This window comes from Mixta gaviniae (assembly GCF_002953195.1).
Lineage (GTDB): Bacteria > Pseudomonadota > Gammaproteobacteria > Enterobacterales > Enterobacteriaceae > Mixta > Mixta gaviniae.
On the sequence record NZ_CP026377.1, the window covers coordinates 1,400,972 to 1,424,375 of the forward strand.

Sequence of the window (23,404 nt, forward strand, 5' to 3'; positions counted from 1 at the left end):
ACGGTCGCCGCCGGTCCATTTCTCTGTAAGCTGGAAGGCTGCCTGCAAAATTTTCAGCGAAACGCGGCGCGGGCGGAGCAAATCCGCGATTGGCGCTAGAATTAAGCAGAGGTTTACCGCTGATAACAGGAGAAAATATGAACAAGGTGGCGCAGCATTATCATCAGCTGGTCTCTTCCCTGAGCGAGCGCTTGACGCAGGGAGAGCGGGACATTGACGGCATGGTGGAACAGGCCCGTCAGCAGCTGATGATGGACGGCGAGTTAACACGCAGCGAAGTGAATGACGTGACGCGTGCGGTGCGGCGCGATTTAGAGGAGTTCGCCCGGAGCTATCAGGAGAATGAGAGCGATCTGACCGACAGCGTCTTTATGCGCGTAGTGCGCGAAAGTTTGTGGAAGGAGCTGGCCGACATTACCGATAAAAGCCAGCTGGAGTGGCGTGAAGTGTTCCAGGATTTAAATCACCACGGCGTCTATCAGAGCGGCGAAGTGGTGGGGCTGGGCAACCTGGTGTGTGAGAAGTGCCACTTTACCCGCGCCATTTATACCCCCGAGACGCTGACGCTTTGCCCGGAATGCGGGCACGATCATTTTCAGCGTCAGCCGTTTACGCCCTGAATGATAGAGGCTTAAGCCGCCTGCAGTGAGTGACCGCGTGCCAGGCCGTATCTTATGGCGCAGGAGGCAGCAGGCCGGCAACGGTCTGCTGCCGGCGCGTCCCGCGCTTTCCATCGCGCGGGACGTTTCGCGGGCTCTCCATCAGCTTTTCTTTCGTGGTCAGCGGCCGGCGGTTCGCGGCGGCCGCGCCGCCTTAATGCAGGATCTTGGCGAGGAAATCTTTGGCGCGGTCGGACTGCGGATTGGCGAAAAACGCCTCTTTCTGCGTATCTTCGATAATCTTGCCTTCATCCATAAAGATCACCCGGTTAGCCACCTTGCGCGCAAAGCCCATCTCATGGGTTACCACCATCATGGTCATCCCCTCGTGCGCCAGCTCCACCATGACATCCAGCACTTCGTTAATCATTTCCGGATCGAGCGCCGAGGTCGGCTCGTCGAACAGCATCGCCACCGGATCCATACAGAGCGCGCGGGCTATCGCTACGCGCTGCTGCTGGCCGCCGGAGAGCTGGCCGGGAAATTTATTGGCGTGCGCCGAAAGGCCGACGCGATCCAACAGCTTTAGCCCTTTATCGCGTGCCGCCTCTTTGTTGCGCTTCAGCACCTTGATCTGCGCCAGCGTCAGGTTTTCGAGAATGCTGAGATGGGGGAATAGCTCGAAATGCTGGAAAACCATGCCCACTTTGGAACGCAGCTGCGCCATATTGGTTTTCTTGTTGCTGAGCTGAATGCCATTGACCTCAATCGCGCCCTGCTGAATCGGCTCCAGGCCGTTAACGGTTTTAATCAGGGTCGATTTGCCCGAGCCGGAAGGGCCGCACACTACCACCACTTCGCCTTTATGCACCTGCGTTGAGCAATCGGTCAGCACCTGAAAGTGACCATACCACTTTGAAACGTTTTTCAGGGTAATCATTTATACCGTCCTTTTTCTTTTTAGGTAGCTGACCAGCGTTGAAGCACTAATACTGATAACGAAATAGACCAGACCGGCGAACAGGATCATCTCGACCTGGGTGCCGTCACGTTCGCCGATAGAGGAGGCGGTACGGAAGAAGTCGGCGAGGCTAAGCACATAAACCAGCGATGTATCCTGAAACAGGACGATGCCCTGTGTCAGCAGCAGCGGCACCATAGCGCGAAACGCCTGCGGCAGAATAATCAGCCGCATGGTCTGAAACGGGGTCATGCCCAGCGCCAGCCCGGCATTGCCCTGGCCGCGCGACACGCTCAGAATGCCGGCGCGAATGATTTCCGCATAGTAGGCCGCTTCAAACAGCGAAAAGGCGACCATTGCCGAGATCAGGCGAATATCGGTTTTCGGTGACAGCCCCAGCACCTGCTGCAGAAAGCTCGGCACCACCAGATAGAACCATAACAGTACCATCACCAGCGGTACGGAGCGGAACAGGTTGACGTAAAGCCGGGCAAACCAGCTGATCGGCTTAAAGGTGGAGAGGCGCATCACCGCCAGCAGAGTGCCCCAGATGATGCCGAATACCACCGCCGTCACGGTGATTTTAAGGGTGATCACCAGACCATTGAGCAAATAGGGCAGGCTGGGGACGATGGAACTCCAGTCAAATTCGTACATTATTTGCTCCCTGTATTGCCGGGCAGGCGCACTTTACGCTCGACCAGGCTCATCACCAGCATAATCACCAGGTTAATCGCGATATAGGCGAGGGTAATGGCGGTAAAAGATTCATAGGCGTGCGCCGAATAGTCCAGCAGCTTGCCCGCCTGCGCTGCCATATCGACCAGGCCGATGGTCGAGGCGATGGCAGAGTTTTTCACCAGGTTGAGCATCTCGGAGGTCATCGGCGGCACGATAACGCGGTAAGCGTTGGGCAGCAGGACGTACCGGTAGGTCTGCGGCAGCGTCAGCCCCATCGCCAGGCCTGCGTTGCGCTGCCCGCGCGGCAGGGATTGGATCGCGGCGCGCACCTGTTCGCAAACGCGCGCGGCGGTAAACAGCCCGAGACAGATCGTCGAGGAGAGAAAGAATTGCAGGTTAGGATCCAGCTCCGATTTAAACCACATCCCTAACTCTTCGCCCACCAGCTCAGGCGCCACCAGATACCAGAAGAAGAACTGCACAATCAGCGGAATATTGCGGAACAGTTCCACATAGCAGGTGCCGATTGCGGAAAGCAGGCGGCTGGGCGCGGTGCGCAGAATGCCGAAAAACGAGCCGACGAAAAAGGCGATGATCCAGGCACAGGCTGAGACGGCAAGGGTGGTTTGCAAACCTGACCACAGCCAGCCGAGATAGGTGGTGTTGCCGAACGGGGCCTGTTCGAAGAAGATGCCCCAGTTCCAGTTAATACCCATAACAAACTCCGGTAAAAAAGGGTAGCTAAGCTACCCTGAAGATTGATGAGAGGCTTCTGTGGAACGCCTGTCGGGGAACGACCGACGGGCGCTGTCTGTCCGAGCCTGTTTTCAGCAATCGAGCGGGCGACGTATCGCCCTGTTGTCGTTGTTGTTAATTTAAGGCTTTATCATTCGGCGTCTTGAACAGCGTTTTCATATCGTCGGAAAGCGCAAAGTTCAGATTAAGATTTTTCGGCGGGATCGGCTGTTTAAACCAGGTATCAAACCATTTTTCCGCCTCGCCGGAGGTCTGCGCTTTGGCGATGGTGTCATCAACCAGCGTCTTAAACGCCGCATCATCTTTACGCAGCATACAGCCGTAGGCCTCTTTCGACTGCGGCGTGCCGACGATCTCCCAGTTAGCCGGCTTCTTCGCCTTGGCGCGTTCGCCGGCCAGCAGGGCGTCATCCATCATAAAGGCCACGGCGCGGCCGGTTTCCAGGGTGCGGAATGAGTCGCCATGATCTTTCGCGCTGATGATGCGCATATCCATTTTCTTCTCGTCATTGAGCTTATGCAGCAGCACCTCTGAGGTGGTGCCGGAGGTAACAACAACGGTTTTGCCTTGCAGATCGGCGAAATCTTTAATCGGGCTGCCTTTCTTCACCAGCAGACGCGTGCCAATCACGAAGATGGTATCGGAGAAGGCGGCCTGTTTCTGGCGCTCAAGGTTGTTGGTGGTTGAGCCGCATTCAAAATCATAGGTACCGTTCTGCAGCAGCGGGATACGGTTCTGCGAAGTGACCGGCAGCATTTTCACCTGCAGATCGGGTTTGTTCAGCTTCGCCTTGATGGCAGCAACGATAGCGTTGGAATAAGCCTGCGAATAGCCGACCACTTTTTGCTGGTTGTCATAGTAAGAAAAGGGAACGGAAGACTCGCGATGGCCGACCACGATAACGCCGTTATCATTGATTTTTTTCAGCGTGCCGGTGAGTTCTTCTGCCTGGGCTGCGCCTGCTGCTGCACTGAGCAACAGAAGAGACAGCGCCGCTTTACGCATCTGCATGTTCCAACTCCTTTGTGGTGTGGTCGCCTGATACAGGCGCCGGGATAATGTTGTGTATGGCCTGCCGCTTTTCTTCTCTTGTCATTCCAGAACGGGTCTGAATAGCTCTTAACATAGCGGAATGTTAACGCAATGAAACAAAAAAGTTTGTTTTTTGCGAAGCCAGCCGCACCAAATTAATGCATTTCTTTTACGCTGCCCTAAAGCGGAGCGGAGGACGATCGAAAAGCGTGCATTGACGCAGGCGGCGCGGGTTCACTGCCGGTGAAACGCGGGTTCGCTCAGCTGATAATGCAAAGGCTGTGCCATTCACGTTAAAACGTAAAGATGTCGGTTTGATGAAACGGGTGGGCAAAGGGAGAAGAGCAGGTGAAGCGCAGCGGCTTCACCTGCGGTCAGCGCATTAGCGACGTAGACGGCGCGCCGTTACGATGGACGCCAGCGTAAACAGTACGGTCAGCAGCCAGACGGTGAGGTTGCCGGTGCGGGCGTACGGCGTCAGGCCGGTGGTTGGCGTAACGCGCGCTTCCAGCACCTGCCGGGTAAACTGCGGGATTATCTGCTGGACGGCGCCGTCGGCGTCAACCACGGCGGTTACGCCGTTATTGGTGCTGCGCAGCAGCGGGCGCCCCAGCTCCAGCGCGCGCATGCGCGCCATCTGGAAATGCTGCCAGGGACCGATAGAGTGGCCGAACCAGGCGTCGTTGGAGACGGTCAGCAGGAAATCGGTATCGGGACGGAGGTTATCGCGCACCTGCTGGCCCAGCACGATCTCATAGCAGATTGCCGTCGTCAGGTTATAGCCCGCCGCCTTCAGCTGCGGCTGAATATAGTCGCCGCGGCTGAAAGAGGACATCGGCAGATCGAAGAAGGGCGCCAGCGGCCGCAGCAGCGCCTCCAGCGGCACGAACTCGCCGAACGGCACCAGATGGTTCTTCTGGTAGCGGTTGCCGCCGTAATAGTCGTAAGGCTGCCTGCCGCCCAGCACGATAACCGAGTTGTAGTCGTGGTAGCGGTTGCGCTCCAGTCGTGAATCAACAATACCGGTGATTAGCGTGCTGTCGCCGCTGCGCAGCGCGTTATCCAGCCCGTGCAGGAAAGGCTGCTGGTTGACTTCCAGATCTGATACTGCCGATTCAGGCCAGATAATCAACGGCGCTTTGCCGATAAAGGGACGGCTGCTGTCACTGTAGATACGCAGCGTATTGCGCAGCTGTTCCGGATCCCACTTCAGCGACTGGGGAATATTGCCCTGCACCAGCGCGACATCCACCGCGCGCGACGGCTGCGGCTGATACCAGCTGATATAGCGCAGCGGCCACGGCAGCAGCAGCAGCGCCAGCGCCGCCAGCGCCGGCCACAGGCGGCGCTGCATCAGTGCAAAGGTTGCCAGACCGGCGATAATCATCAGCATGAAGGTGACCGATTCGACGCCGGCCAGCGGCGCCAGCCCTTTTAGCGGGCCATCGATCTGGCTGTAGCCGAACTGCAGCCAGGGAAAGCCGGTGAGGATCCAGCCGCGCAGAAATTCGCTGACCTGCCAGGCCACCGGCGCCAGCAGAGTCAGTCTCAACAGGGTGGCGCGCGGCGCAAGGCGGTTGACTACCGCAGCAAACAGCAGCGGATAGAGCGCCAGATAAGCGGCCAGCAGGATCACCAGCAGCACATTAACCGGGCCGGGCATGCCGCCGAAGGTGGCGATGCTGACGTAAACCCAGTTAATACCGCTGCCGAACAGGCCGAAACCCCAGGCGAAGCCAATCGCGGCGGCCTGCGGCGTAGTGCGCTGCAGCGTGAGCGCCTGCAGCCCCATCAGCGAGACGAGGGCGGCAGGCCAGAAATCGTAGGGGGAGAAAGCGAGCGTGCCGGCGGCGCCGGCAAGCAAAGCCAGCAGCAGGCGAACCTGCTGGCGGGCATAAACAGAGGCGATAGCCATAAATGTGTTATTCATCCAGAATGGAGGCGATAGCCATTAATGCATTATTCATCCAGCGTAGGCAGCGGCGCATTTTCCGGTATTTTTACATGAACCTGAATAATACGACGGCTGTCAGACATCGCGACTTTAAACTGATAGCCTTCAATCTCAATACTTTCACCGCGCGCCGGCAGATGGCCGAAGCCCTGCATCACCAGGCCGCCGATGGTGTCCACCTCTTCGTCGCTGAACTGCGTCTCGAAGACCTCGTTAAAATCTTCGATCGGCGTCAGGGCGCGTACCGTATAGGTATGGCGGCTCAGCTGACGGATATCGCGATCTTCTTCATCGTCATACTCATCTTCGATTTCGCCGACGATCAGCTCAAGGATATCCTCGATGGTCACCAGGCCGGAGACGCCGCCGAATTCATCAATCACCATCGCCATATGGTAGCGCTGCGAGCGGAACTCTTTCAGCATGCGGTCGACGCGCTTGCTTTCCGGCACCACGACCGCCGGGCGCAGCACTTTTTCCATGCTGAAGGGTTCGGAGCCGCTGCTCATAAAGGGCAGCAGATCTTTTGCCATCAGAATGCCTTCCACGTGATCTTTATCTTCGCTGATCACCGGGAAACGGGAGTGGGCGGATTCGACGATCACCTGCAGGCACTCCTCCAGGCTTTGATTACGCTTCAGGGTAATCATCTGGGAGCGCGGGATCATGATATCGCGTACGCGCTGTTCAGCGATATCCATGACGCCTTCCAGCATGTCACGGGTATCCTGATCGATCAGCTCGTTCTGCTCGGAATCACGGATAAGTTCCAGCAGTTCCTCACGGTTCTTGGGTTCGCCGTGAAAAAGCTGGTTGAGAATGAGGGAGAAAAATCCCTTTTTACTACTGGGAGTGTCGCTGTTTTGTGAATGGTCGTCGCTCATGGCGTTCTGGTATGGGGCTCTCTTTATAAGGATCGGCCTGCCAGCGCGTCGCCGGCAGGGTCTGACAACAGGCGTCGGTTACGGCGCCTCTTTCTCCGAAATGTACGGATCGGGATAACCAAGAGCAAGCATTATCTCAGTCTCCAGCGATTCCATCTCTTCGGCTTCATCATCTTCAATATGGTCATAACCCAGCAAATGCAGGCTGCCATGGATAACCATATGCGCCCAGTGCGCCTGCGGCGCCTTCTCCTGCTCCTGCGCTTCCTGCTCGACCACCTGGCGGCAAATCACCAGATCGCCCAGCAGCGGCAGCTCTATGCCGGGCGGAGCTTCAAACGGGAAGGAAAGCACATTGGTCGGCTTATCTTTCCCGCGATAGGTGAGGTTAAGCTCATTGCTTTCCGCTTCGTCGACGATGCGGATAGTGACTTCGCTTTCTGGCTGAAACTGCGGCAGCACCGCCTCCAGCCAGCGACGAAAATCCGCTTCGCCGGGAAGCCCTTCAGCCTGCTCGCAGGCAAGCTGTAAATCGAGAATAACCTGACTCATTTCTGTTCCTGTGCCGCCTGCATCGCCAGCGCTTCGCGCTTGCGCTCTTCCGCCTGCTTATCGCGGCGTTTTTGGTCCGCTTCTTCCCACGCCTCATAGGCGGTAACGATACGGGCGACCACCGGGTGGCGCACCACGTCTTCGCTATGGAAGAAGTTAAAGCTGATCTCTTCGACGTCCGACAACACTTCGATAGCGTGGCGCAGGCCCGATTTGGCGTTGCGCGGCAGGTCGATCTGCGTGATATCGCCGGTGATCACCGCTTTAGAGTTAAAACCGATGCGCGTCAGGAACATTTTCATCTGTTCGATGGTGGTGTTCTGACTCTCATCGAGAATGATAAACGCGTCATTCAGGGTGCGGCCGCGCATATAAGCCAACGGCGCCACTTCGATGACGTTGCGCTCCATCAGTTTCTCAACGCGCTCAAAGCCCAGCATCTCAAACAGCGCGTCATACAGCGGACGCAGGTAAGGATCGACCTTCTGGCTTAAATCGCCCGGCAGGAAGCCCAGCTTTTCGCCTGCTTCGACCGCCGGACGCGTCAGCAGGATACGGCGTATCTCCTGACGCTCCAGCGCATCTACCGCCGCGGCGACCGCCAGATAGGTTTTACCGGTACCGGCCGGGCCGACGCCGAAGGTGATGTCATGATCGAGAATATGGGCAATATACTGCGCCTGATTTGGCGTGCGCGGTTTGATGACGCCGCGTTTCGTCTTGATGTTTACCGCTTTGCCATATTCCGGCACGCTTTCCGCCGTCTGCTCCAGCACGCGGCTCTCTTTGATCGCCAGATGAATCTGTTCCGGCTCGATATCAGGGATAACGCCGCGTACCGGCGCAGTATCCACGTAGAGGTTGCGCAGGATATCCACCGCGGCGTTGACGCAGATGGCGCGGCCGACCAGCTTAAAGCTGTTGTCGCGGCGGCTGATTTCGATGCCTAGCCGGCGCTCCAGCTGCTTAACGTTATCGTCAAACGGGCCGCACAGGCTTAGCAGGCGGTGGTTATCCGCCGGTTCTAACACTATTTCGCGAGTTTCGATATTCAAACTAATCCTTTGGGTCGCTCAGGGCCAGGTTGAGAAATAACAGGGTACTTACGCCTGACAGACAGGCAAGCCATAGCTGAAGTATTTATGTCATGACAGAAAGGCGCAAGCCATAAAGCGGATATTTGGGCGCGGCTTTCAGAAAGCAAGGGTAATGAAGTGAAATTGTGCGGCGGGCAGAGGCGCCCGCCGCAGGCAATAACGGCATCAGGGCTGCCAGAGGCCAACGCCGATTTCGTTCTCTTTGCGCGTGCGCGCAATCACCGATTCCGGGCTTTCCACCACGCGCAGACCCATCTGATCTTCGGTGCGCACCACCACGCCGCGCAGCGAGTTGGTGTAGACGTCGACAATCTCGACATCGACAAACTTACCGATCATCTCCGGGGTGCCTTCGAAATTCACCACGCGGTTATTTTCGGTACGGCCTGACAGCTCCATCACGCTCTTACGCGACGGGCCTTCCACCAGAATGCGCTGCACGGTGCCGAGCATACGGCGACTCCATGCCATCGCCTGCTGATTGATGCGATCCTGCAGAATATAGAGACGCTGCTTTTTCTCTTCTTCGCTGACGTCGTCCGGCAGATCGGCCGCCGGCGTGCCGGGACGCGCGGAGTAGATAAAGCTAAAGCTCATATCGAAGTTCACGTCGGCGATAAGCTTCATGGTCTTTTCAAAGTCGTCCTGGGTTTCGCCCGGGAAGCCGATGATAAAGTCAGAGCTTATCTGAATATTCGGACGCGCCTCTTTCAGCTTACGAATGATCGCTTTGTATTCCAGCGCGGTATGGGCGCGCTTCATCAGCGTCAGAATGCGGTCGGCGCCGCTCTGTACCGGCAGATGCAGGAAGCTGACCAGCTCCGGCGTATCGCGATAGACGTCGATAATGTCATCGGTGAATTCGATCGGATGGCTGGTGGTGAAGCGAATGCGGTCGATGCCGTCGATAGCGGCGACCAGGCGCAGCAGCTCCGCAAAGGTGCAGATGTTGCCGTCATAGGTTTCGCCGCGATAGGCGTTCACGTTCTGGCCCAACAGGTTGACTTCACGTACGCCCTGCGCCGCCAGCTGAGCGATCTCCAGCAGGATGTCGTCGCAGGGACGGCTAACCTCTTCGCCACGCGTATAGGGCACCACGCAGAAGGTGCAGTATTTGTTGCAGCCTTCCATGATGGAGACAAACGCCGTCGGGCCTTCCGCACGCGGCTCCGGCAGGCGGTCAAATTTTTCAATTTCCGGGAAGCTGATATCCACCACCGGGCTTTTGGTGCCACGTACGGTATTGATCATCTCCGGCAGGCGATGGAGGGTTTGCGGGCCGAACACGATATCGACATAGCTGGCGCGCTGACGAATATGGTCACCTTCCTGCGAGGCGACGCAGCCACCTACGCCGATAATTAATTCCGGGTTGCGCTCTTTCAGCGTCTTCCAGCGGCCCAGCTGATGAAAGACCTTCTCCTGCGCTTTTTCGCGGATGGAACAGGTATTAAGCAGCAGAATATCAGCCTCTTCCGCCACGTCCGTGAGGGTGTAGCCGTGCGTACTATCCAGCAGGTCGGCCATTTTCGATGAATCGTATTCGTTCATCTGACAGCCCCAGGTTTTGATATGCAGTTTTTTACTCATCTAACGTGCCATTTATCAGTGCGGGAAGGATTGCAGGGCGCGTATTGTAATGCTTTGCTGCTGTTGTGACCAGTCTCGAGGCTTTTCTGTTTTTCGCCCGATTTCCGGTACACTTTATCTGACAGGTTCGCTGACCTGCCGCAGCGAGACGGCAGGGCACAGAAGGATACATTTATGCATCAAACGCATTTCGATATCGTCGTCGTGGGCGGCGGCATGGTGGGCGCGGCGCTGGCCAGCGGGCTGGCGCAGCAGGGGTTTCAGGTGGCGGTGCTGGAGCGTGATACGCCGCCTGAATTCAATCCGGACGCGCCGCCTGATATCCGCATCTCCGCTATCGGCTGCGCTTCGGTGGCGTTGTTGAAGTCGCTGGATGTCTGGGCCGGCGTGGAGCGGATGCGCTGCGCCCCTTACCGTAAGCTGGAGACCTGGGAGTGGCAGACGGCGCGCGTACAGTTTGACGCCGCCAGTCTGGGATTGCCGGAGCTGGGCTATATGGTGGAAAACAGCGTGCTGCAGCTGGCGCTGTGGCAGCGACTGCAGCAGCAGCCGGTAACGCTTTACGCCCCGGCGAAACTGCGCGCGCTGGAGCAGCATAGCGGCGGCTGGCGGGTCGAGCTGGAGGATGGGCGGCAGCTATCGGCGCGGCTGGTGGTCGGCGCCGACGGCGCAAATTCGCAGGTGCGCCAGCTGACCGGCATCGGCATTCAGGGCTGGAACTACAGCCAGTCCTGCATGCTGATCAGCGTCGAGCTGGAGCATGCGGCGGGAGAGACCACCTGGCAGCACTTCACGCCCGATGGCCCGCATGCGCTGCTGCCGCTCTACGGCCGCTGGGCGTCGCTGGTCTGGTATGACACGCCGTCCCGCATTCGTCAGCTGCAGGCGCTGCCGTCGGAACAGCTGCAAAAAGAGGTGGCGCGCTGCTTCCCGGCGCGTCTGGGCCGGTTTCGCGTTCAGCAGGCGGCCTCGTTCCCACTGGTGCGCCGCCACGCCAACCACTATGTGCTGCCGGGTCTGGCGCTGGTCGGCGACGCGGCGCATACCATTAATCCGCTGGCGGGGCAGGGCGTCAACCTCGGCTATCGCGATGTCGATGCGCTGATCGATGTGCTGACTGCGGCGCGCGATCGGGCGGAAGAGTGGTCCTCAGAGCGCGTACTGCAGCGCTATCAGCGTCAGCGGCACCGGGATAATTTGCTGATGCAGAGCGGGATGGATCTGTTCTATTTCGCCTTCAGCAATCGTCTGCCGCCGCTGCGTCTGCTGCGCAATGTTGGGCTGATGGCGGCCGAGCGCGGCGGCCTGCTGAAACGTCAGGCGCTGCGTTACGCGCTGGGGCTGTAGAAGAGCGCGGGCGGGGAAACCTGCCCGTTTTTTTTCATGACGTGCAGACGCAAAAAAGCCCGCAGAAGCGGGCTTTTTTACACTGTTTGGCTGGGGTGCAGGGATTCGAACCCCGGAATGCCGGAATCAGAATCCGGTGCCTTACCGCTTGGCGACACCCCAATAAATTGGGATAAACAGTTTGTAATTGGCTGGGGTACGAGGATTCGAACCTCGGAATGCCGGAATCAGAATCCGGTGCCTTACCGCTTGGCGATACCCCAATAAAATGGTGGCTACGACGGGATTTGAACCTGTGACCCCATCATTATGAGTGATGTGCTCTAACCAGCTGAGCTACGTAGCCAAATTTTACTGCTTTCTGATGTGGCTGGGATACCTGGATTCGAACCAGGGAATGCCGGTATCAAAAACCGGTGCCTTACCGCTTGGCGATATCCCAATATCCGAACACGTATCTGTGTTACATCAGAATTTATGGCTGGGGTACCTGGATTCGAACCAGGGAATGCCGGTATCAAAAACCGGTGCCTTACCGCTTGGCGATACCCCATCCGCTGCCGATGACTGAAATGGTGCGGGAGGCGAGACTTGAACTCGCACACCTTGCGGCGCCAGAACCTAAATCTGGTGCGTCTACCAATTTCGCCACTCCCGCAAAAAAGATGGTGGCTACGACGGGAATCGAACCTGTGACCCCAGCATTATGAGTGCTGTGCTCTAACCAGCTGAGCTACGTAGCCATCTTTTTTTCGCGTTACCTTCATCGGCGTTGCGGGGCGCATTATGCGTATTGCGCTCAACAGCGTCAACAAGTTTTTTGCCGTTTTTTGCCTTTCGCGCGTCGTTTGACTGGCTTGTAACCAGCATGACGATAAAAACGACAATTCTTGATCGTAACTTCAGCAGATGCAATAAAAAACGGGCCGTAGAGGCCCGCCTTTACAACAGCTTAAGCGTTAATTATTTATAGGCGGACTGGTGAACGCCTACCGCGCGACCTGACGGATCGTCCATGTTTTTGAACGCTTCGTCCCACTCGATCGCTTTCGCCGAGGAGCAGGCCACGGACGGGCCGCCTGGCACACATTCCGCCGCGCTCGGCAGCGGGAACAGCTCTTCGAAAATCTCGCGATAGAGGTAAGCCTCTTTCGATGCCGGCGTGTTATACGGGAAACGGTAGTGCGCGGTCTGCAGCTGTTGATCGCTGACCTGCTGCTGCGCCACTTCTTTCAGCGTATCGATCCAGCTGTAGCCAACGCCGTCGGAGAACTGCTCTTTCTGACGCCACGCCACGCTTTCCGGCAGATAAGAGGAGAAGCATTCGCGCAGGATATGTTTTTCCATCTTGCCGTTGCTGCCGCACATCTTATCCTGCGGGTTGATACTCATCGCCACATCAAGGAACTTCTTATCCAGGAAGGGGACACGCGCTTCCACGCCCCAGGCGGACATCGCTTTGTTGGCGCGCGCGCAGTCATACATATGCAGCGCCAGCAGCTTACGCACGTTCTCTTCGTGAAACTCTTTGGCGTTCGGCGCCTTATGGAAGTAGAGGTAGCCGCCGAACACCTCATCGGCGCCTTCGCCGGACAGCACCATCTTGATGCCCATCGCCTTGATTTTGCGCGACATCAGGTACATCGGCGTCGAGGCGCGGATGGTGGTGACGTCATAGGTTTCGATGTGATAGATCACATCCCGGATCGCATCCAGCCCTTCCTGCACGGTGAAGTGAATTTCGTGATGCACCGTGCCGAGATGGTCGGCGACAGATTTCGCCGCTTTCAGATCGGGTGAGCCTTCAAGGCCGACGGCGAACGAGTGCAGCTGTGGCCACCAGGCGTCGCTCTGATCCTGATCTTCCACGCGCTTCGCCGCAAAACGTTTGGTCACCGCGGAGATGATGGAGGAATCGAGCCCGCCGGAGAGCAGCACGCCGTACGGCACGTCAGACATCAGGTGGCTTTTCACCGCCTCTTCCAGCGCGTTTTTCAGTGCGGCGGCGTCAGTCACTTTGTCAGCGACGCTGTCATATTCCATCCAGTCACGCTGGTAGTAGCGGCGAATTTCGCCATCGGTGCTGGAGAGATAGCTTCCCGGTGGAAATTCTTTAATCGAGCGGCACACCGGCACCAGCGCCTTCATTTCAGAAGCGACAAACAGGTTGCCATGCTCATCGTTGCCCATATAGAGCGGGATAATGCCGATATGGTCGCGGCCGATAAGCCAGGTTTTCTTTTCGCTGTCATACAGAATGAAGGCGAACATCCCCTGTAAGTCATCCAGGAAGTCCACACCTTTTTCCTGATAGAGCGCGAGGATCACTTCACAGTCGGAGCCGGTCTGGAAATCGTAGCGGTCGCTCAGTTCGGCACGCAGCGCCTGATGGTTGTAAATCTCACCGTTAACGGCCAGAACGTGGGTATGTGCGGCGTTGTAGAGAGGCTGCGCGCCGTTGTTGACGTCGACGATAGAAAGACGTTCATGCGCCAGGATGGCGTGGTCGTCCGCGTAGACGCCAGACCAGTCCGGGCCGCGATGACGCATTAAACGTGACAGCTCCAGCGCTTTTTTACGCAGCTCTGAAGGGTCGCTTTTCAGATCGAGTACACCAAAGATTGAACACATAACCTACTCCTGATCTCACCTTCACGGCGATGTTGTCATTGCATAATGTGGGGTAAGCAACGCCTGTCGTTGCGTGATGTATAAGAAAATGCGCTATTTGCTGCACACAACGCAAGTGTTTTCCCATTTTACTGATAAAAAGATTGTTGCGTTGGGATGAATGTTGAATGTCATCTAATAAAAAGCGCAAAAAATTGACGGATCGGCAAAAAAGAGAGGGGGTGGCTCAAAAATTAACCGTCGCGGCCGGCAGGCGAAAAAAAACCAGCCGCTCGGGGCTGGTTTACGCATTCACTCTTCAAGCAGGCGCTGCAGTAAGGTGCCGTTTAAAATGGCGCGCTTCGCCAGCGCAAAGGCGCCGATCGCCGAGCGGTGGTTCAGTTCGGAGCGTACCACCGGCAGATTTTTGCGAAACGCCTTCAGCGCCTGAGCGTTGATACAGCTCTCTATGGCGGGGAACAGCACTTTTTCCGCTTCGGTGATCTCGCCGGCCAGCACTATTTTCTGCGGATTAAACAGGTTGATAGCGATGGCGATCGCTTTGCCGAGATAGCGCCCGGCATGTTCGATCATCTCCGTCGCCAGCGCATCGCCGCGATTCGCCGCTTTGCTGATGGCCTGAATCGTACAGTCATCCAGCGTAAGCGCGCTGGGGTAGCCCTGCTGCAACAGGTGACGCACCCGGTTTTCGATCGCGCTATTGGCGGCGATGGTCTCCAGACAGCCGAAATTGCCGCAGTGACAGCGCTCGCCCAGCGGGTCGACCTGAATGTGGCCCAGCTCGCCGACGTTACCGTTACTGCCCAGGAAGATTTGACCGTTCGCGATGATGCCGGCGCCGGTGCCGCGATGTAAGCGCACCAGAATAGAATCCGCGCAGTCGCGGCTTGCACCAAAATAGTGTTCCGCCAGCGCCAGGCTGCGGATATCGTGACCGACAAAGCTGGTCACCTTAAAACGCTGACGCAAACTGGCAACCAGCGGCCAGTTATTGACCGTGATATGCGGCATATAGCGGATAATGCCATTATCCGGATCGACCAGGCCGGGCAGGATAACGGCGATGGCGATCAATTCGCGCATCTTGCGCTGGTGGGCGGCGCTGAAGTGGGCGATAGCATTGAACAGCGCATGCTCCAGCGTCTCCTGGGTGCGTTCCGGCAGTGGATAATGCTCCTCCGCCAGCGCTTTGCCGCTTAAGTCATACAGCGTTACTGTGGCGTCATTGCGCCCAAGACGCACGCCGATAGTATGAAAGCCGCGGGTTTCTGTAGTGATGGAGATGGCGCGGCGGCCGCCGGTGGACGCCTGCTGGTCCACCTCTTTGATCAGGCCGCGCTCAATCAACTGGCGGGTAATTTTGGTCACGCTGGCGGGCGCAAGCTGGCTCTGTTCTGCAATCTGAATGCGCGATATCGGACCCTGCTGGTCGATAAGGCGGTAAACCGCTGCGCTGTTTAATTGCTTTACGAGATCGACATTTCCTATTTGTGCCTGGCCGCCAGTGGTCATCAATGATTACTCGCTGAAGACGTCGTTACCGTTAACGATAGTCTTAATAATGTGAAAATCGCGCGTAAACAGCGTCAGGTTCGCTACTTTTCCAGCTTCAAGCGATCCTAACTGCTTATCCACGCCCATCGCGCGGGCTGGATAGAGCGTTGCCATTCTCAGCGTCTCATCCAGAGAAATGCCGACATGTTCAACGCAGTTACGCACCGCTTCAATCATAGTCAGCGCCGATCCGCTCAGCGTTCCATTTTCGTCAACGCACAGCCCGTCCCGATAGTATATTGTTTTGCCAGCAAAAATGAACCGATCAATCGCCGCGCCCGCCGGGGCGGTCGCATCGGTCACCAGCACCAGCTTATCGCCCTTGATGCGTTTGGCGTTACGCACGTTGGCGTAATGCACATGCAGGCCATCCGGGATAATGCCGCAGTAGACATCGGGCGAATCAAACAGCGCGCCGATCAGGCCCGGTTCGCGTCCGGTCAGCGTCGGCATGGCGTTATAGAGATGGGTGGCGAAGCTGATGCCGGCGGCGAAACCGCGGCGCGCTTCATCATAGGTGGCGTGAGAGTGGCCGGCGGAGACGATAATGCCGGCGTCGCGCAGCTGGCGGATCACCTCCGGGCCGGCCATTTCCGGTGCCAGCGTCACTTTGGTGATCACATCCGCGTTGTCGCACAGATAGTTCACCAGCGCCGGCTCCGGCTTGCGGATCAGCTCCGCGCGGTGCGTGCCTTTTTTCGCCACGTTCAGCCACGGGCCTTCCAGGTGCAGGCCCAGCGCCTGATGTTGATGATGCGACAGCCAGCTGCGCATCACTTCTACCGCGCGGATCATCAGTTCGTCGGAGCTGGTGATCAGGGTCGGCAGAAAGCTGGTGCAGCCCGATTTCTCATTGGCTTTCTGCATGATGGCGAGCGTTTCAAGGCTCAGGGCCTCAAGCGTGTCGTTAAACTGCACGCCGCCGCAGCCGTTCAGCTGAACATCGATGAAACCGGGGGAGACCAGCGCGCCGCCTGCATCGCGCTGCTCGCATTCCGCGGGCAGTTCGCTACGGTGGCAGACGCGTTCAATCAGGCCGTCTTTAATCACGACGGCGTGATCATCCAGAATCTCATGGCCGGTAAACAGACGGCCATTTACTAAAGCGTACATAATATTCTCCCCGACTAAGGCGGCATCTGCCCGGCCGTCTGGCCAGACAGATCGTTAAAGCGCGTGTTTATAAACCCTGCATATTTTCCGCTTCCATTTCGCGGAAATATTTTACCGTTTTCACCTTCAGTTCCATAGTGGAAGGCTCATCGCACACCACTACGGCTTTCGGGTGCAGCTGCAGACAGCTGATGGTCCACATGTGGTTAACGTTGCCTTCCACTGCGGCCTGCAGTGCCTGCGCCTTCACATGGCCGGTCACCAGAATCATCACCTCTTCCGCGTCCAGCAGCGTACCGACGCCCACCGTCAACGCATATTTCGGCACCTGATTCACGTCGCCGTCAAAGAAGCGCGAGTTCGCCACGCGCGTGTCGTGGGTCAGCGTTTTAATGCGGGTGCGGGAGGCCAGCGAAGAAGCCGGTTCGTTAAAGGCGATATGACCGTCGTTGCCGACGCCGCCCATAAAGAGATGAATTTTTCCATAAGCGCGGATCTTCTCTTCGTACTGGCGACATTCTGCGTCAATATCCTCAGCATTTCCATTAAGAAGATTAATGTTTTCGCGTGGAATATCAACGTGATCGAAAAAATTACGATACATAAAACTGTGGTAGCTTTCCGGATGCTCTTTCGGCAGGCCGACATATTCATCCATATTGAAGGTGACAACGTGTTGGAAGCTAACCTGGCCCGCTTTATGCATTTCGATTAAATGCTTGTATGCTTCCAGCGGCGTGCCGCCGGTGGGCAAGCCCAGGACGAAAGGGCGTTCCGCCGTTGGTTTAAAGGCGTTGATGCGGTTTACAATATGGCGTGCGGCCCATTTGCCGACCTGAGCGGCATTAGCCAGAGGGATCAGTCTCATCGTTTTCCTCGTTTAAGCAGTTTTCAAACCGGTGATGGACGGTCAGACAACAAACCTAAGCGTAGGGTGGCGTGGCTGCCCTGACAGCAAAGGAGAGTGCCGTCCTGATATTTTAGATCATAAAATAAGTCGGCAGAGATAGCCAGCGGTACGGCAAGTGCAAATAAGATTATGGTGATAAAAGTCACAGACAGAGCGCGTTTAATTTGCGTAGCGAATTAAATTATTTTTACACTGCAGGTTAAGCAGGAAATTTCGTCAGGTTATCTGAGGAATGTGATAATAACAGTAACAGCTTCAGACGCCTTTTTAGTTCTCACAGGGGGAAATAGTGAATATTCTCAGTTATTTGCAGAAGGTAGGGCGGGCGCTGATGGTGCCGGTGGCTACGCTGCCGGCCGCCGCGATATTAATGGGCATCGGCTACTGGCTCGATCCCGACAGCTGGGGCGCGGGCAATGCGCTGGCGGCGCTGCTGATTAAATCGGGCGGCGCGATTATCGAACATATGCCGGCGCTGTTCGCCATCGGCATCGCCTATGGCATGTCAAAAGATAAAGACGGCGCCGCGGCGCTTTCCGGTTTCGTCGGCTTTATGGTCGTCACTAACCTCTGCTCGCCGGCAGCGGTAGCGATGATCCAGCATATGCCGCTGGATCAGGTGCCGGCCGCTTTCGGCAAAATCGACAACCAGTTTGTCGGCATTCTGGTCGGTATCCTCTCCGCAGAGGTGTATAACCGCTTCAGCCACGTAGAGCTGCCGAAAGCGCTGTCGTTCTTTAGCGGACGCAGGCTGGTGCCGATTCTGGTCTCCTTCCTGATGATTCTGGTTTCCTTCATTCTGATGTATGTCTGGCCGGTGATTTTCGATGCGCTGGTCAATTTCGGTGAGCGTATTCAGACGCTCGGCTCGGCCGGCGCCGGCGTTTACGCCTTCTTTAACCGCTTGCTGATCCCGGTTGGCCTGCACCATGCGCTGAACTCGGTCTTCTGGTTTGACGTGGCGGGCATTAACGATATCCCGAACTTCCTCGGCGGCGCGCAGTCCATCGCCAGCGGGAAAGGGATTGTCGGCGTCACCGGACAGTATCAGGCCGGCTTCTTCCCGATTATGATGTTTGGTCTGCCTGGGGCGGCGCTGGCGATTTACCAGTGCGCCCGCCCGGAAAACCGCGCCAAAGTCGGCGGCATTATGATCGCGGCGGCGTTTGCGGCCTTCTTTACCGGTATCACCGAGCCGCTGGAGTTCTCCTTTATGTTCGTGGCGCCGGTACTGTATGTCATTCATGCGGCGCTGACCGGCATCTCGGTATTTATCGCCGCCAGCATGCACTGGATCTCCGGTTTCGGCTTTAGCGCCGGCCTGGTGGATATGGCGCTGCAGTCGCGTAACCCGCTGGCGACGCACTGGTACATGCTGATCCCGCAGGGTCTGGTGTTCTTCGTTATCTACTATCTGGTGTTCCGTTTCACCATTAAAAAGTTCAACCTGATGACGCCGGGGCGCGAGCTGGCGGTCTCCGGCGACGAGAGTGACGGCTACGATGTCAATGTAGAACGCGGCGCAAACGGCGAAACGGAAACCGAATCGCTGGCGCGCCGCTATATCAGCGCGGTAGGCGGCTCCGATAACCTGACGAATATCGATGCCTGCATTACCCGCCTGCGGCTGAATGTAAAAGAGAGCGCGGCGCTGAATGAAGGGCTGGCCAAACGTCTGGGCGCGTCCGGCGTGATCCGCCTGAATAAACAGAGCGTGCAGATTATCGTCGGCACCCAGGCGGAATCGATCGCCTCGGCAATGAAAAAGGTGTTGGCGAAAGGGCCGGTAGCGGCCTCAACCGCCGCCGCCCCGGCTGCTGAGGCTGTCCAAACCCCGACCACCGCTGCGCCTTCAGCGACCGCATCGCACGTTTTCGCGACGCTGCTGGCGCCGGTGAGCGGCGAGATTGTGGCGCTGGATGCGGTACCGGATGAGGCTTTCGCCAGTAAAGCGGTAGGCGACGGTCTGGCGATCAAGCCTGACGGCAATATCGTGGTGGCGCCGACCGCCGGCACGCTGGTGAAAATTTTCAATACCAATCACGCGTTCTGCCTGGAAACGGCGGACGGCGTGGAGATTGTGGTGCATATGGGGCTGGATACCGTGGCGCTGGCGGGCCAGGGCTTTAAGCGTCTGGCGGAAGAGGGCGCGACGGTCAGCGCCGGCCAGCCGGTACTGGAAATGGATCTCGCTTTCCTTAACGCTAACGCCCGCTCGATGATCAGCCCGGTGGTGGTCAGCAATATCGATGACTTTGCCGGCGTGGCTTCTCTGGCGACAGGAAAGGTGGTCGCCGGCGAAAGCAAACTGTACGACATCCGCAAATAACGCCCCCTTTGCGTTAAACCTCTCCAGGCAGGAAGCGATTCCTGCCTTTTTTCTTGCCTGGCGCCAACAAACGGTTGTTTCCCTTGCGCGCTTTGTGGATCATAATCCGTTATTTCGTGGTTAAACCAACCAGACATTTTGTGTTGAGGATACAGTGATGAGTGAGGCTGAAGCCCGCCCAACGAACTTTATTCGTCAGATCATCGACGAAGATCTGGCGAGCGGCAAGCACAGCAGTGTGCATACCCGTTTTCCACCGGAGCCGAACGGCTACCTGCATATTGGTCACGCCAAGTCGATCTGCCTGAACTTCGGCATCGCTCAGGATTATCAGGGGCAGTGCAACCTGCGCTTTGACGATACTAACCCGGCGAAAGAGGATATCGAGTTTGTCGAGTCCATTAAGCGTGATGTGCAGTGGCTGGGCTTCCAGTGGAGCGGCGAGGTCTGTTACTCCTCTAATTATTTTGACCAGCTTTATCAGTACGCTATTGAGCTGATCAATAAAGGTCTGGCCTATGTCGACGAGCTGTCGCCGGAGCAGATCCGTGAATATCGCGGCACCCTGACATCACCGGGTAAAAACAGCCCGTACCGCGATCGCAGCGTGGAAGAGAACCTCGCGCTGTTTGAAAAAATGCGCAACGGCGAGTTCGCCGAAGGCGCAGCCTGCCTGCGCGCCAAAATCGATATGGCTTCCAACTTTATCGTGATGCGCGATCCGGTGCTGTATCGCGTGAAATTCGCCGAGCATCATCAGACCGGCAACAAATGGTGCATCTACCCGATGTACGATTTCACCCACTGCATCTCCGATGCGCTGGAAGGGATCACCCATTCGCTCTGTACGCTGGAGTTTCAGGACAACCGTCGTCTGTATGACTGGGTACTGGATAACATCACCATTCCGACGCATCCGCGTCAGTATGAGTTTTCGCGCCTTAACCTCGAATACGCCATCATGTCGAAGCGCAAGCTGAACCTGCTGGTGACCGAAAAAGTGGTGGAAGGCTGGGACGATCCGCGCATGCTGACCGTTTCCGGTCTGCGCCGTCGTGGCTATACCGCCGCCTCTATCCGCGAGTTCTGCCGCCGTATCGGCGTGACCAAACAGGATAACATCGTCGAAATGGCATCGCTGGAATCCTGTATTCGCGACGACCTGAACGAAAACGCACCGCGCGCGATGGCGGTACTCGATCCGCTGAAGGTGGTGATTGAGAACCTGCCGGCCGGACATGAAGAGATGATTGAGATGCCTAATCATCCCAACAAGCCGGAAATGGGCCAGCGCACCGTGCCGTTCAGCCGCGAAATCTGGATCGATCGCGCCGACTTCCGCGAAGAAGCCAACAAGCAGTACAAGCGTCTGGTACTGGGCAAAGAAGTGCGCCTGCGCAACGCTTACGTGATCCGCGCCGAGCGCGTCGCGAAAGATGAAGCGGGTAACATTACCTGCATCTTCTGTACCTGCGACGTAGATACGCTGAGCAAAGACCCGGCGGACGGACGTAAAGTAAAAGGTGTGATCCACTGGGTATCCGCCGATCACGCGGTACCGGCTGAATTCCGTCTTTACGATCGTCTGTTCAGCGTGCCGAACCCGGGCGCGGCGGAGGATTTCCTCGCCACCATTAACCCGGAATCTCTGGTGATCAGGCAGGGCTTTGTTGAGCCAGGCCTGAAGCAGGCGGAGGCGACGTCGCCTTACCAGTTCGAGCGTGAAGGCTATTTCTGCGCCGACAGCGTCTACTCCAGCCCGCAGAAACTGGTCTTTAACCGGACCGTCGGTCTGCGCGACACCTGGGCGAAAAGCGGCGAGTAAGCCCTTATTGTCTCAGCGAGGCGGCTCAGCGAGCCGCCTTTTTTATGCCTGTCGCCCCGTCGGACGGGCAGGGCGCTTGCCGCGACGCCTCCGCGCTTTTCCTGCCCGTTTCGCCATCCAGCAGTAGCCGCGCACGCTTTTCTATTATGTACTAGTTCATGAGTTCACGATGAGGTAGAATGTCTGCCTGCGTGCGCGTTCTGCCAGACAGAACGCCAGCTGAATATAAAATGAACAGATATCATTCTAAGGACGCGTTATGGGAACAGCGGTTTCCGCCAGCAAAATCCCTTCTGTACTCTGGGGCACCCTGATTATTACCGGCACCGTGGTCGGCGCCGGCATGTTCTCTCTGCCGGTGGTGATGTCCGGCGCCTGGTTCAGCTGGTCGGCGGCAATGTTACTGCTCACCTGGCTCTGCATGCTGCTTTCCGGCCTGATGTTTCTGGAGGCCAGCCTGCATTATCCTACCGGTTCAGGGTTCGATACCCTGACACGCGATCTGCTGGGTAAGCGCTGGAACCTGATTAACGGCGCCTCGATCGCTTTCGTGCTGGGCATTCTTACCTACGCCTATATTTCAGCCAGTGGCGCGATCCTACAGCATACCTTCGCCACGCTGGGCATGCCGGTATCGGCCAGAATCGCCGGGCTGGGCTTTACGCTGCTGGTGGCGCTGTTCGTCTGGCTGGGCACCGCCGCCGTCAGCCGTATCACGCTGATCTTCCTCGGCGCGAAAGTGATTACTTTCTTTCTGCTGTTCGGCGGCCTGCTCGGGCATGTGAAGCCGGCACTGCTGTTCGCCGCTGGCGGAGAGGAGACGCACTATCTGCGCTATCTCTGGATGGTGGTGCCGTTCTGCCTCGCCTCCTTCGGCTATCACGGTAATATTTCCGGTCTGATCGGCTATTATCAGCGCGACGGCAAAAAGGTGGCGCGCTGTCTGCTGCTGGGCACCCTCGCCGCGCTGGCGATCTATCTGGTATGGATTGTCGGTACCATGGGCAATATTCCCCGCGCCGACTTTATCGCTATCGCCCGGCGCGGCGGCAATATCGATGCGCTGGTAGAGGCGCTGGGCGGCCTGCTGCAAAACGCCTCGCTTAGCGCGCTACTGACCATTTTCTCCACCTTCGCCGTTGCCAGCTCGTTCCTCGGCGTTACGCTGGGGCTGTTCGACTATCTCGCCGATCTGCTGAATCTGGATAACAGTGCCACAGGCCGACTGAAAACCACCCTGATCACCTTTGCCGTGCCGCTGGCCGCCGCGCTGATCTGGCCGAACGGTTTTCTGCTGGCGATTGGTTATGCCGGGCTGGCAGCCACTATCTGGGCGGTGATCACCCCGGCGTTGCTGGCGTATCGCGCCAGGGCGCGTTTCCCGACGGCGCAGGGCTGGAGGCTAAAGGGCGGGCATTTCCCGATGGTACTGGTGCTGCTGTTCGCCGCGTTGAACATTGTCGTGTCGCTGCTCAGCTACGCCGACCTGCTGCCGGTCTACGCCCGTTGATCTCGCGGCGTTGGTGATGTAGGGCAACGCGCGGCGTCTCGCCGGCATAAAAAAACCGGCGCATCGGCGCCGGTTTTCA

18 protein-coding genes and 7 tRNA genes are annotated in these 23,404 nt (G+C 57.4%); 5 read left to right on the top strand and 20 right to left on the bottom strand.

Annotation, left to right across the window (positions count from 1 at the left end; translation table 11 throughout):
- Nucleotides 1-137: 137 nt before the first annotated feature.
- Nucleotides 138-620 (top strand): zinc ribbon-containing protein, encoded by a 483-nt coding sequence (locus C2E15_RS06450; RefSeq protein ID WP_104956640.1) that lies wholly within the window; start codon nt 138-140, stop codon nt 618-620.
- Between the two features lie 193 nt (nt 621-813).
- Here C2E15_RS06450 and C2E15_RS06455 read toward each other — a convergent pair whose 3' ends face one another.
- The 9 genes from C2E15_RS06455 to miaB form a co-directional block, all read right to left on the bottom strand.
- Nucleotides 814-1,539, bottom strand: coding sequence for an amino acid ABC transporter ATP-binding protein (locus C2E15_RS06455; protein ID WP_104956641.1), 726 nt, complete (start codon nt 1,537-1,539; stop codon nt 814-816).
- Nucleotides 1,540-2,217, bottom strand: a complete 678-nt coding sequence (gene gltK, locus C2E15_RS06460; protein WP_104956642.1) for a glutamate/aspartate ABC transporter permease GltK — start codon at nt 2,215-2,217, stop codon at nt 1,540-1,542.
- Nucleotides 2,217-2,957: an amino acid ABC transporter permease gene (locus C2E15_RS06465; protein ID WP_104956643.1), complete on the bottom strand. Its 741-nt coding sequence runs from the start codon at nt 2,955-2,957 to the stop codon at nt 2,217-2,219. The genes gltK and C2E15_RS06465 overlap by 1 nt, the downstream gene beginning before the upstream one ends.
- A 154-nt stretch (nt 2,958-3,111) precedes the next feature.
- On the bottom strand, nt 3,112-4,008 hold the full coding sequence (locus C2E15_RS06470) for a glutamate/aspartate ABC transporter substrate-binding protein (RefSeq protein WP_104956644.1): 897 nt from the start codon (nt 4,006-4,008) through the stop codon (nt 3,112-3,114).
- Between the two features lie 403 nt (nt 4,009-4,411).
- Nucleotides 4,412-5,944 carry an apolipoprotein N-acyltransferase gene (gene lnt / locus C2E15_RS06475; RefSeq protein WP_104956645.1) on the bottom strand — a complete coding sequence of 511 codons (1,533 nt, stop codon included), beginning with the start codon at nt 5,942-5,944 and terminating at the stop codon, nt 4,412-4,414.
- Nucleotides 5,945-5,988: 44 nt separating this feature from the next.
- Nucleotides 5,989-6,867, bottom strand: a complete 879-nt coding sequence (gene corC / locus C2E15_RS06480) for a CNNM family magnesium/cobalt transport protein CorC (RefSeq protein ID WP_104956646.1) — start codon at nt 6,865-6,867, stop codon at nt 5,989-5,991.
- Nucleotides 6,868-6,945: 78 nt separating this feature from the next.
- Nucleotides 6,946-7,419: an rRNA maturation RNase YbeY gene (gene ybeY / locus C2E15_RS06485; protein ID WP_104956647.1), complete on the bottom strand. Its 474-nt coding sequence runs from the start codon at nt 7,417-7,419 to the stop codon at nt 6,946-6,948.
- Nucleotides 7,416-8,474, bottom strand: a complete 1,059-nt coding sequence (locus C2E15_RS06490) for a PhoH family protein (RefSeq protein WP_104956648.1) — start codon at nt 8,472-8,474, stop codon at nt 7,416-7,418. The genes ybeY and C2E15_RS06490 overlap by 4 nt, the downstream gene beginning before the upstream one ends.
- Before the next feature lie 207 nt (nt 8,475-8,681).
- Complete coding sequence (miaB, locus tag C2E15_RS06495; RefSeq protein ID WP_104956649.1) at nt 8,682-10,106, bottom strand: tRNA (N6-isopentenyl adenosine(37)-C2)-methylthiotransferase MiaB; 1,425 nt, start codon at nt 10,104-10,106, stop codon at nt 8,682-8,684.
- A 174-nt stretch (nt 10,107-10,280) separates the two neighbouring features.
- Here miaB and ubiF point away from each other — a divergent pair, with 174 nt between their 5' ends.
- Complete coding sequence (gene ubiF / locus C2E15_RS06500) at nt 10,281-11,453, top strand: 3-demethoxyubiquinol 3-hydroxylase (protein WP_104956650.1); 1,173 nt, start codon at nt 10,281-10,283, stop codon at nt 11,451-11,453.
- An 87-nt stretch (nt 11,454-11,540) separates the two neighbouring features.
- On the opposite strand, the gene C2E15_RS06505 is transcribed toward ubiF, so the two are convergent.
- From C2E15_RS06505 to nagB, 11 genes are all read right to left on the bottom strand, one after another.
- Nucleotides 11,541-11,615: transfer RNA gene (locus C2E15_RS06505), tRNA-Gln, on the bottom strand.
- 26 nt (nt 11,616-11,641) lie between these two features.
- Nucleotides 11,642-11,716 (bottom strand) — tRNA-Gln (locus tag C2E15_RS06510).
- 6 nt (nt 11,717-11,722) lie between these two features.
- Nucleotides 11,723-11,799: transfer RNA gene (locus C2E15_RS06515), tRNA-Met, on the bottom strand.
- Nucleotides 11,800-11,820: 21 nt separating this feature from the next.
- Nucleotides 11,821-11,895 (bottom strand) — tRNA-Gln (locus C2E15_RS06520).
- A 36-nt stretch (nt 11,896-11,931) separates the two neighbouring features.
- Nucleotides 11,932-12,006, bottom strand: a tRNA-Gln gene (locus C2E15_RS06525).
- A gap of 20 nt (nt 12,007-12,026) precedes the next feature.
- Nucleotides 12,027-12,111 (bottom strand) — tRNA-Leu (locus tag C2E15_RS06530).
- 8 nt (nt 12,112-12,119) lie between these two features.
- Nucleotides 12,120-12,196: transfer RNA gene (locus C2E15_RS06535), tRNA-Met, on the bottom strand.
- Between the two features lie 220 nt (nt 12,197-12,416).
- Nucleotides 12,417-14,084, bottom strand: a complete 1,668-nt coding sequence (gene asnB, locus C2E15_RS06540; protein WP_104956651.1) for an asparagine synthase B — start codon at nt 14,082-14,084, stop codon at nt 12,417-12,419.
- Nucleotides 14,085-14,375: 291 nt separating this feature from the next.
- Entirely contained in the window at nt 14,376-15,596 is a 1,221-nt protein-coding gene (gene nagC, locus C2E15_RS06545) for a DNA-binding transcriptional regulator NagC (protein ID WP_104956652.1), read from the bottom strand.
- Nucleotides 15,597-15,602: 6 nt separating this feature from the next.
- Nucleotides 15,603-16,751 (bottom strand): N-acetylglucosamine-6-phosphate deacetylase, encoded by a 1,149-nt coding sequence (gene nagA, locus C2E15_RS06550; RefSeq protein WP_104956653.1) that lies wholly within the window; start codon nt 16,749-16,751, stop codon nt 15,603-15,605.
- Nucleotides 16,752-16,818: 67 nt separating this feature from the next.
- Nucleotides 16,819-17,619 (bottom strand): glucosamine-6-phosphate deaminase, encoded by an 801-nt coding sequence (gene nagB / locus C2E15_RS06555; protein ID WP_104956654.1) that lies wholly within the window; start codon nt 17,617-17,619, stop codon nt 16,819-16,821.
- Between the two features lie 337 nt (nt 17,620-17,956).
- Between nagB and nagE the strand changes: the two genes are divergently transcribed.
- From nagE to mtr, 3 genes are all read left to right on the top strand, one after another.
- Nucleotides 17,957-19,990, top strand: coding sequence for an N-acetylglucosamine-specific PTS transporter subunit IIBC (gene nagE / locus C2E15_RS06560; RefSeq protein WP_174705713.1), 2,034 nt, complete (start codon nt 17,957-17,959; stop codon nt 19,988-19,990).
- Nucleotides 19,991-20,147: 157 nt separating this feature from the next.
- The gene (gene glnS, locus C2E15_RS06565) at nt 20,148-21,815 is read left to right on the top strand and encodes a glutamine--tRNA ligase (RefSeq protein WP_104956656.1); all 1,668 of its coding nucleotides are present in this window, start codon (nt 20,148-20,150) and stop codon (nt 21,813-21,815) included.
- A 259-nt stretch (nt 21,816-22,074) separates the two neighbouring features.
- On the top strand, nt 22,075-23,325 hold the full coding sequence (mtr, locus tag C2E15_RS06570; RefSeq protein WP_104956657.1) for a tryptophan permease: 1,251 nt from the start codon (nt 22,075-22,077) through the stop codon (nt 23,323-23,325).
- The last annotated feature ends 79 nt before the right edge of the window (nt 23,326-23,404 follow it).

Coding starts and splice junctions, on each gene's coding strand:
- C2E15_RS06450 (WP_104956640.1), top strand. CDS start 138: ATGAACAAGGTGGCGCAGCATTATCATCAGCTGGTCTCTTCCCTGAGC.
- C2E15_RS06455 (WP_104956641.1), bottom strand. CDS start 1,539: ATGATTACCCTGAAAAACGTTTCAAAGTGGTATGGTCACTTTCAGGTG.
- gltK (WP_104956642.1), bottom strand. CDS start 2,217: ATGTACGAATTTGACTGGAGTTCCATCGTCCCCAGCCTGCCCTATTTG.
- C2E15_RS06465 (WP_104956643.1), bottom strand. CDS start 2,957: ATGGGTATTAACTGGAACTGGGGCATCTTCTTCGAACAGGCCCCGTTC.
- C2E15_RS06470 (WP_104956644.1), bottom strand. CDS start 4,008: ATGCAGATGCGTAAAGCGGCGCTGTCTCTTCTGTTGCTCAGTGCAGCA.
- lnt (WP_104956645.1), bottom strand. CDS start 5,944: ATGGCTATCGCCTCTGTTTATGCCCGCCAGCAGGTTCGCCTGCTGCTG.
- corC (WP_104956646.1), bottom strand. CDS start 6,867: ATGAGCGACGACCATTCACAAAACAGCGACACTCCCAGTAGTAAAAAG.
- ybeY (WP_104956647.1), bottom strand. CDS start 7,419: ATGAGTCAGGTTATTCTCGATTTACAGCTTGCCTGCGAGCAGGCTGAA.
- miaB (WP_104956649.1), bottom strand. CDS start 10,106: ATGAGTAAAAAACTGCATATCAAAACCTGGGGCTGTCAGATGAACGAA.
- ubiF (WP_104956650.1), top strand. CDS start 10,281: ATGCATCAAACGCATTTCGATATCGTCGTCGTGGGCGGCGGCATGGTG.
- asnB (WP_104956651.1), bottom strand. CDS start 14,084: ATGTGTTCAATCTTTGGTGTACTCGATCTGAAAAGCGACCCTTCAGAG.
- nagC (WP_104956652.1), bottom strand. CDS start 15,596: ATGACCACTGGCGGCCAGGCACAAATAGGAAATGTCGATCTCGTAAAG.
- nagA (WP_104956653.1), bottom strand. CDS start 16,751: ATGTACGCTTTAGTAAATGGCCGTCTGTTTACCGGCCATGAGATTCTG.
- nagB (WP_104956654.1), bottom strand. CDS start 17,619: ATGAGACTGATCCCTCTGGCTAATGCCGCTCAGGTCGGCAAATGGGCC.
- glnS (WP_104956656.1), top strand. CDS start 20,148: ATGAGTGAGGCTGAAGCCCGCCCAACGAACTTTATTCGTCAGATCATC.
- mtr (WP_104956657.1), top strand. CDS start 22,075: ATGGGAACAGCGGTTTCCGCCAGCAAAATCCCTTCTGTACTCTGGGGC.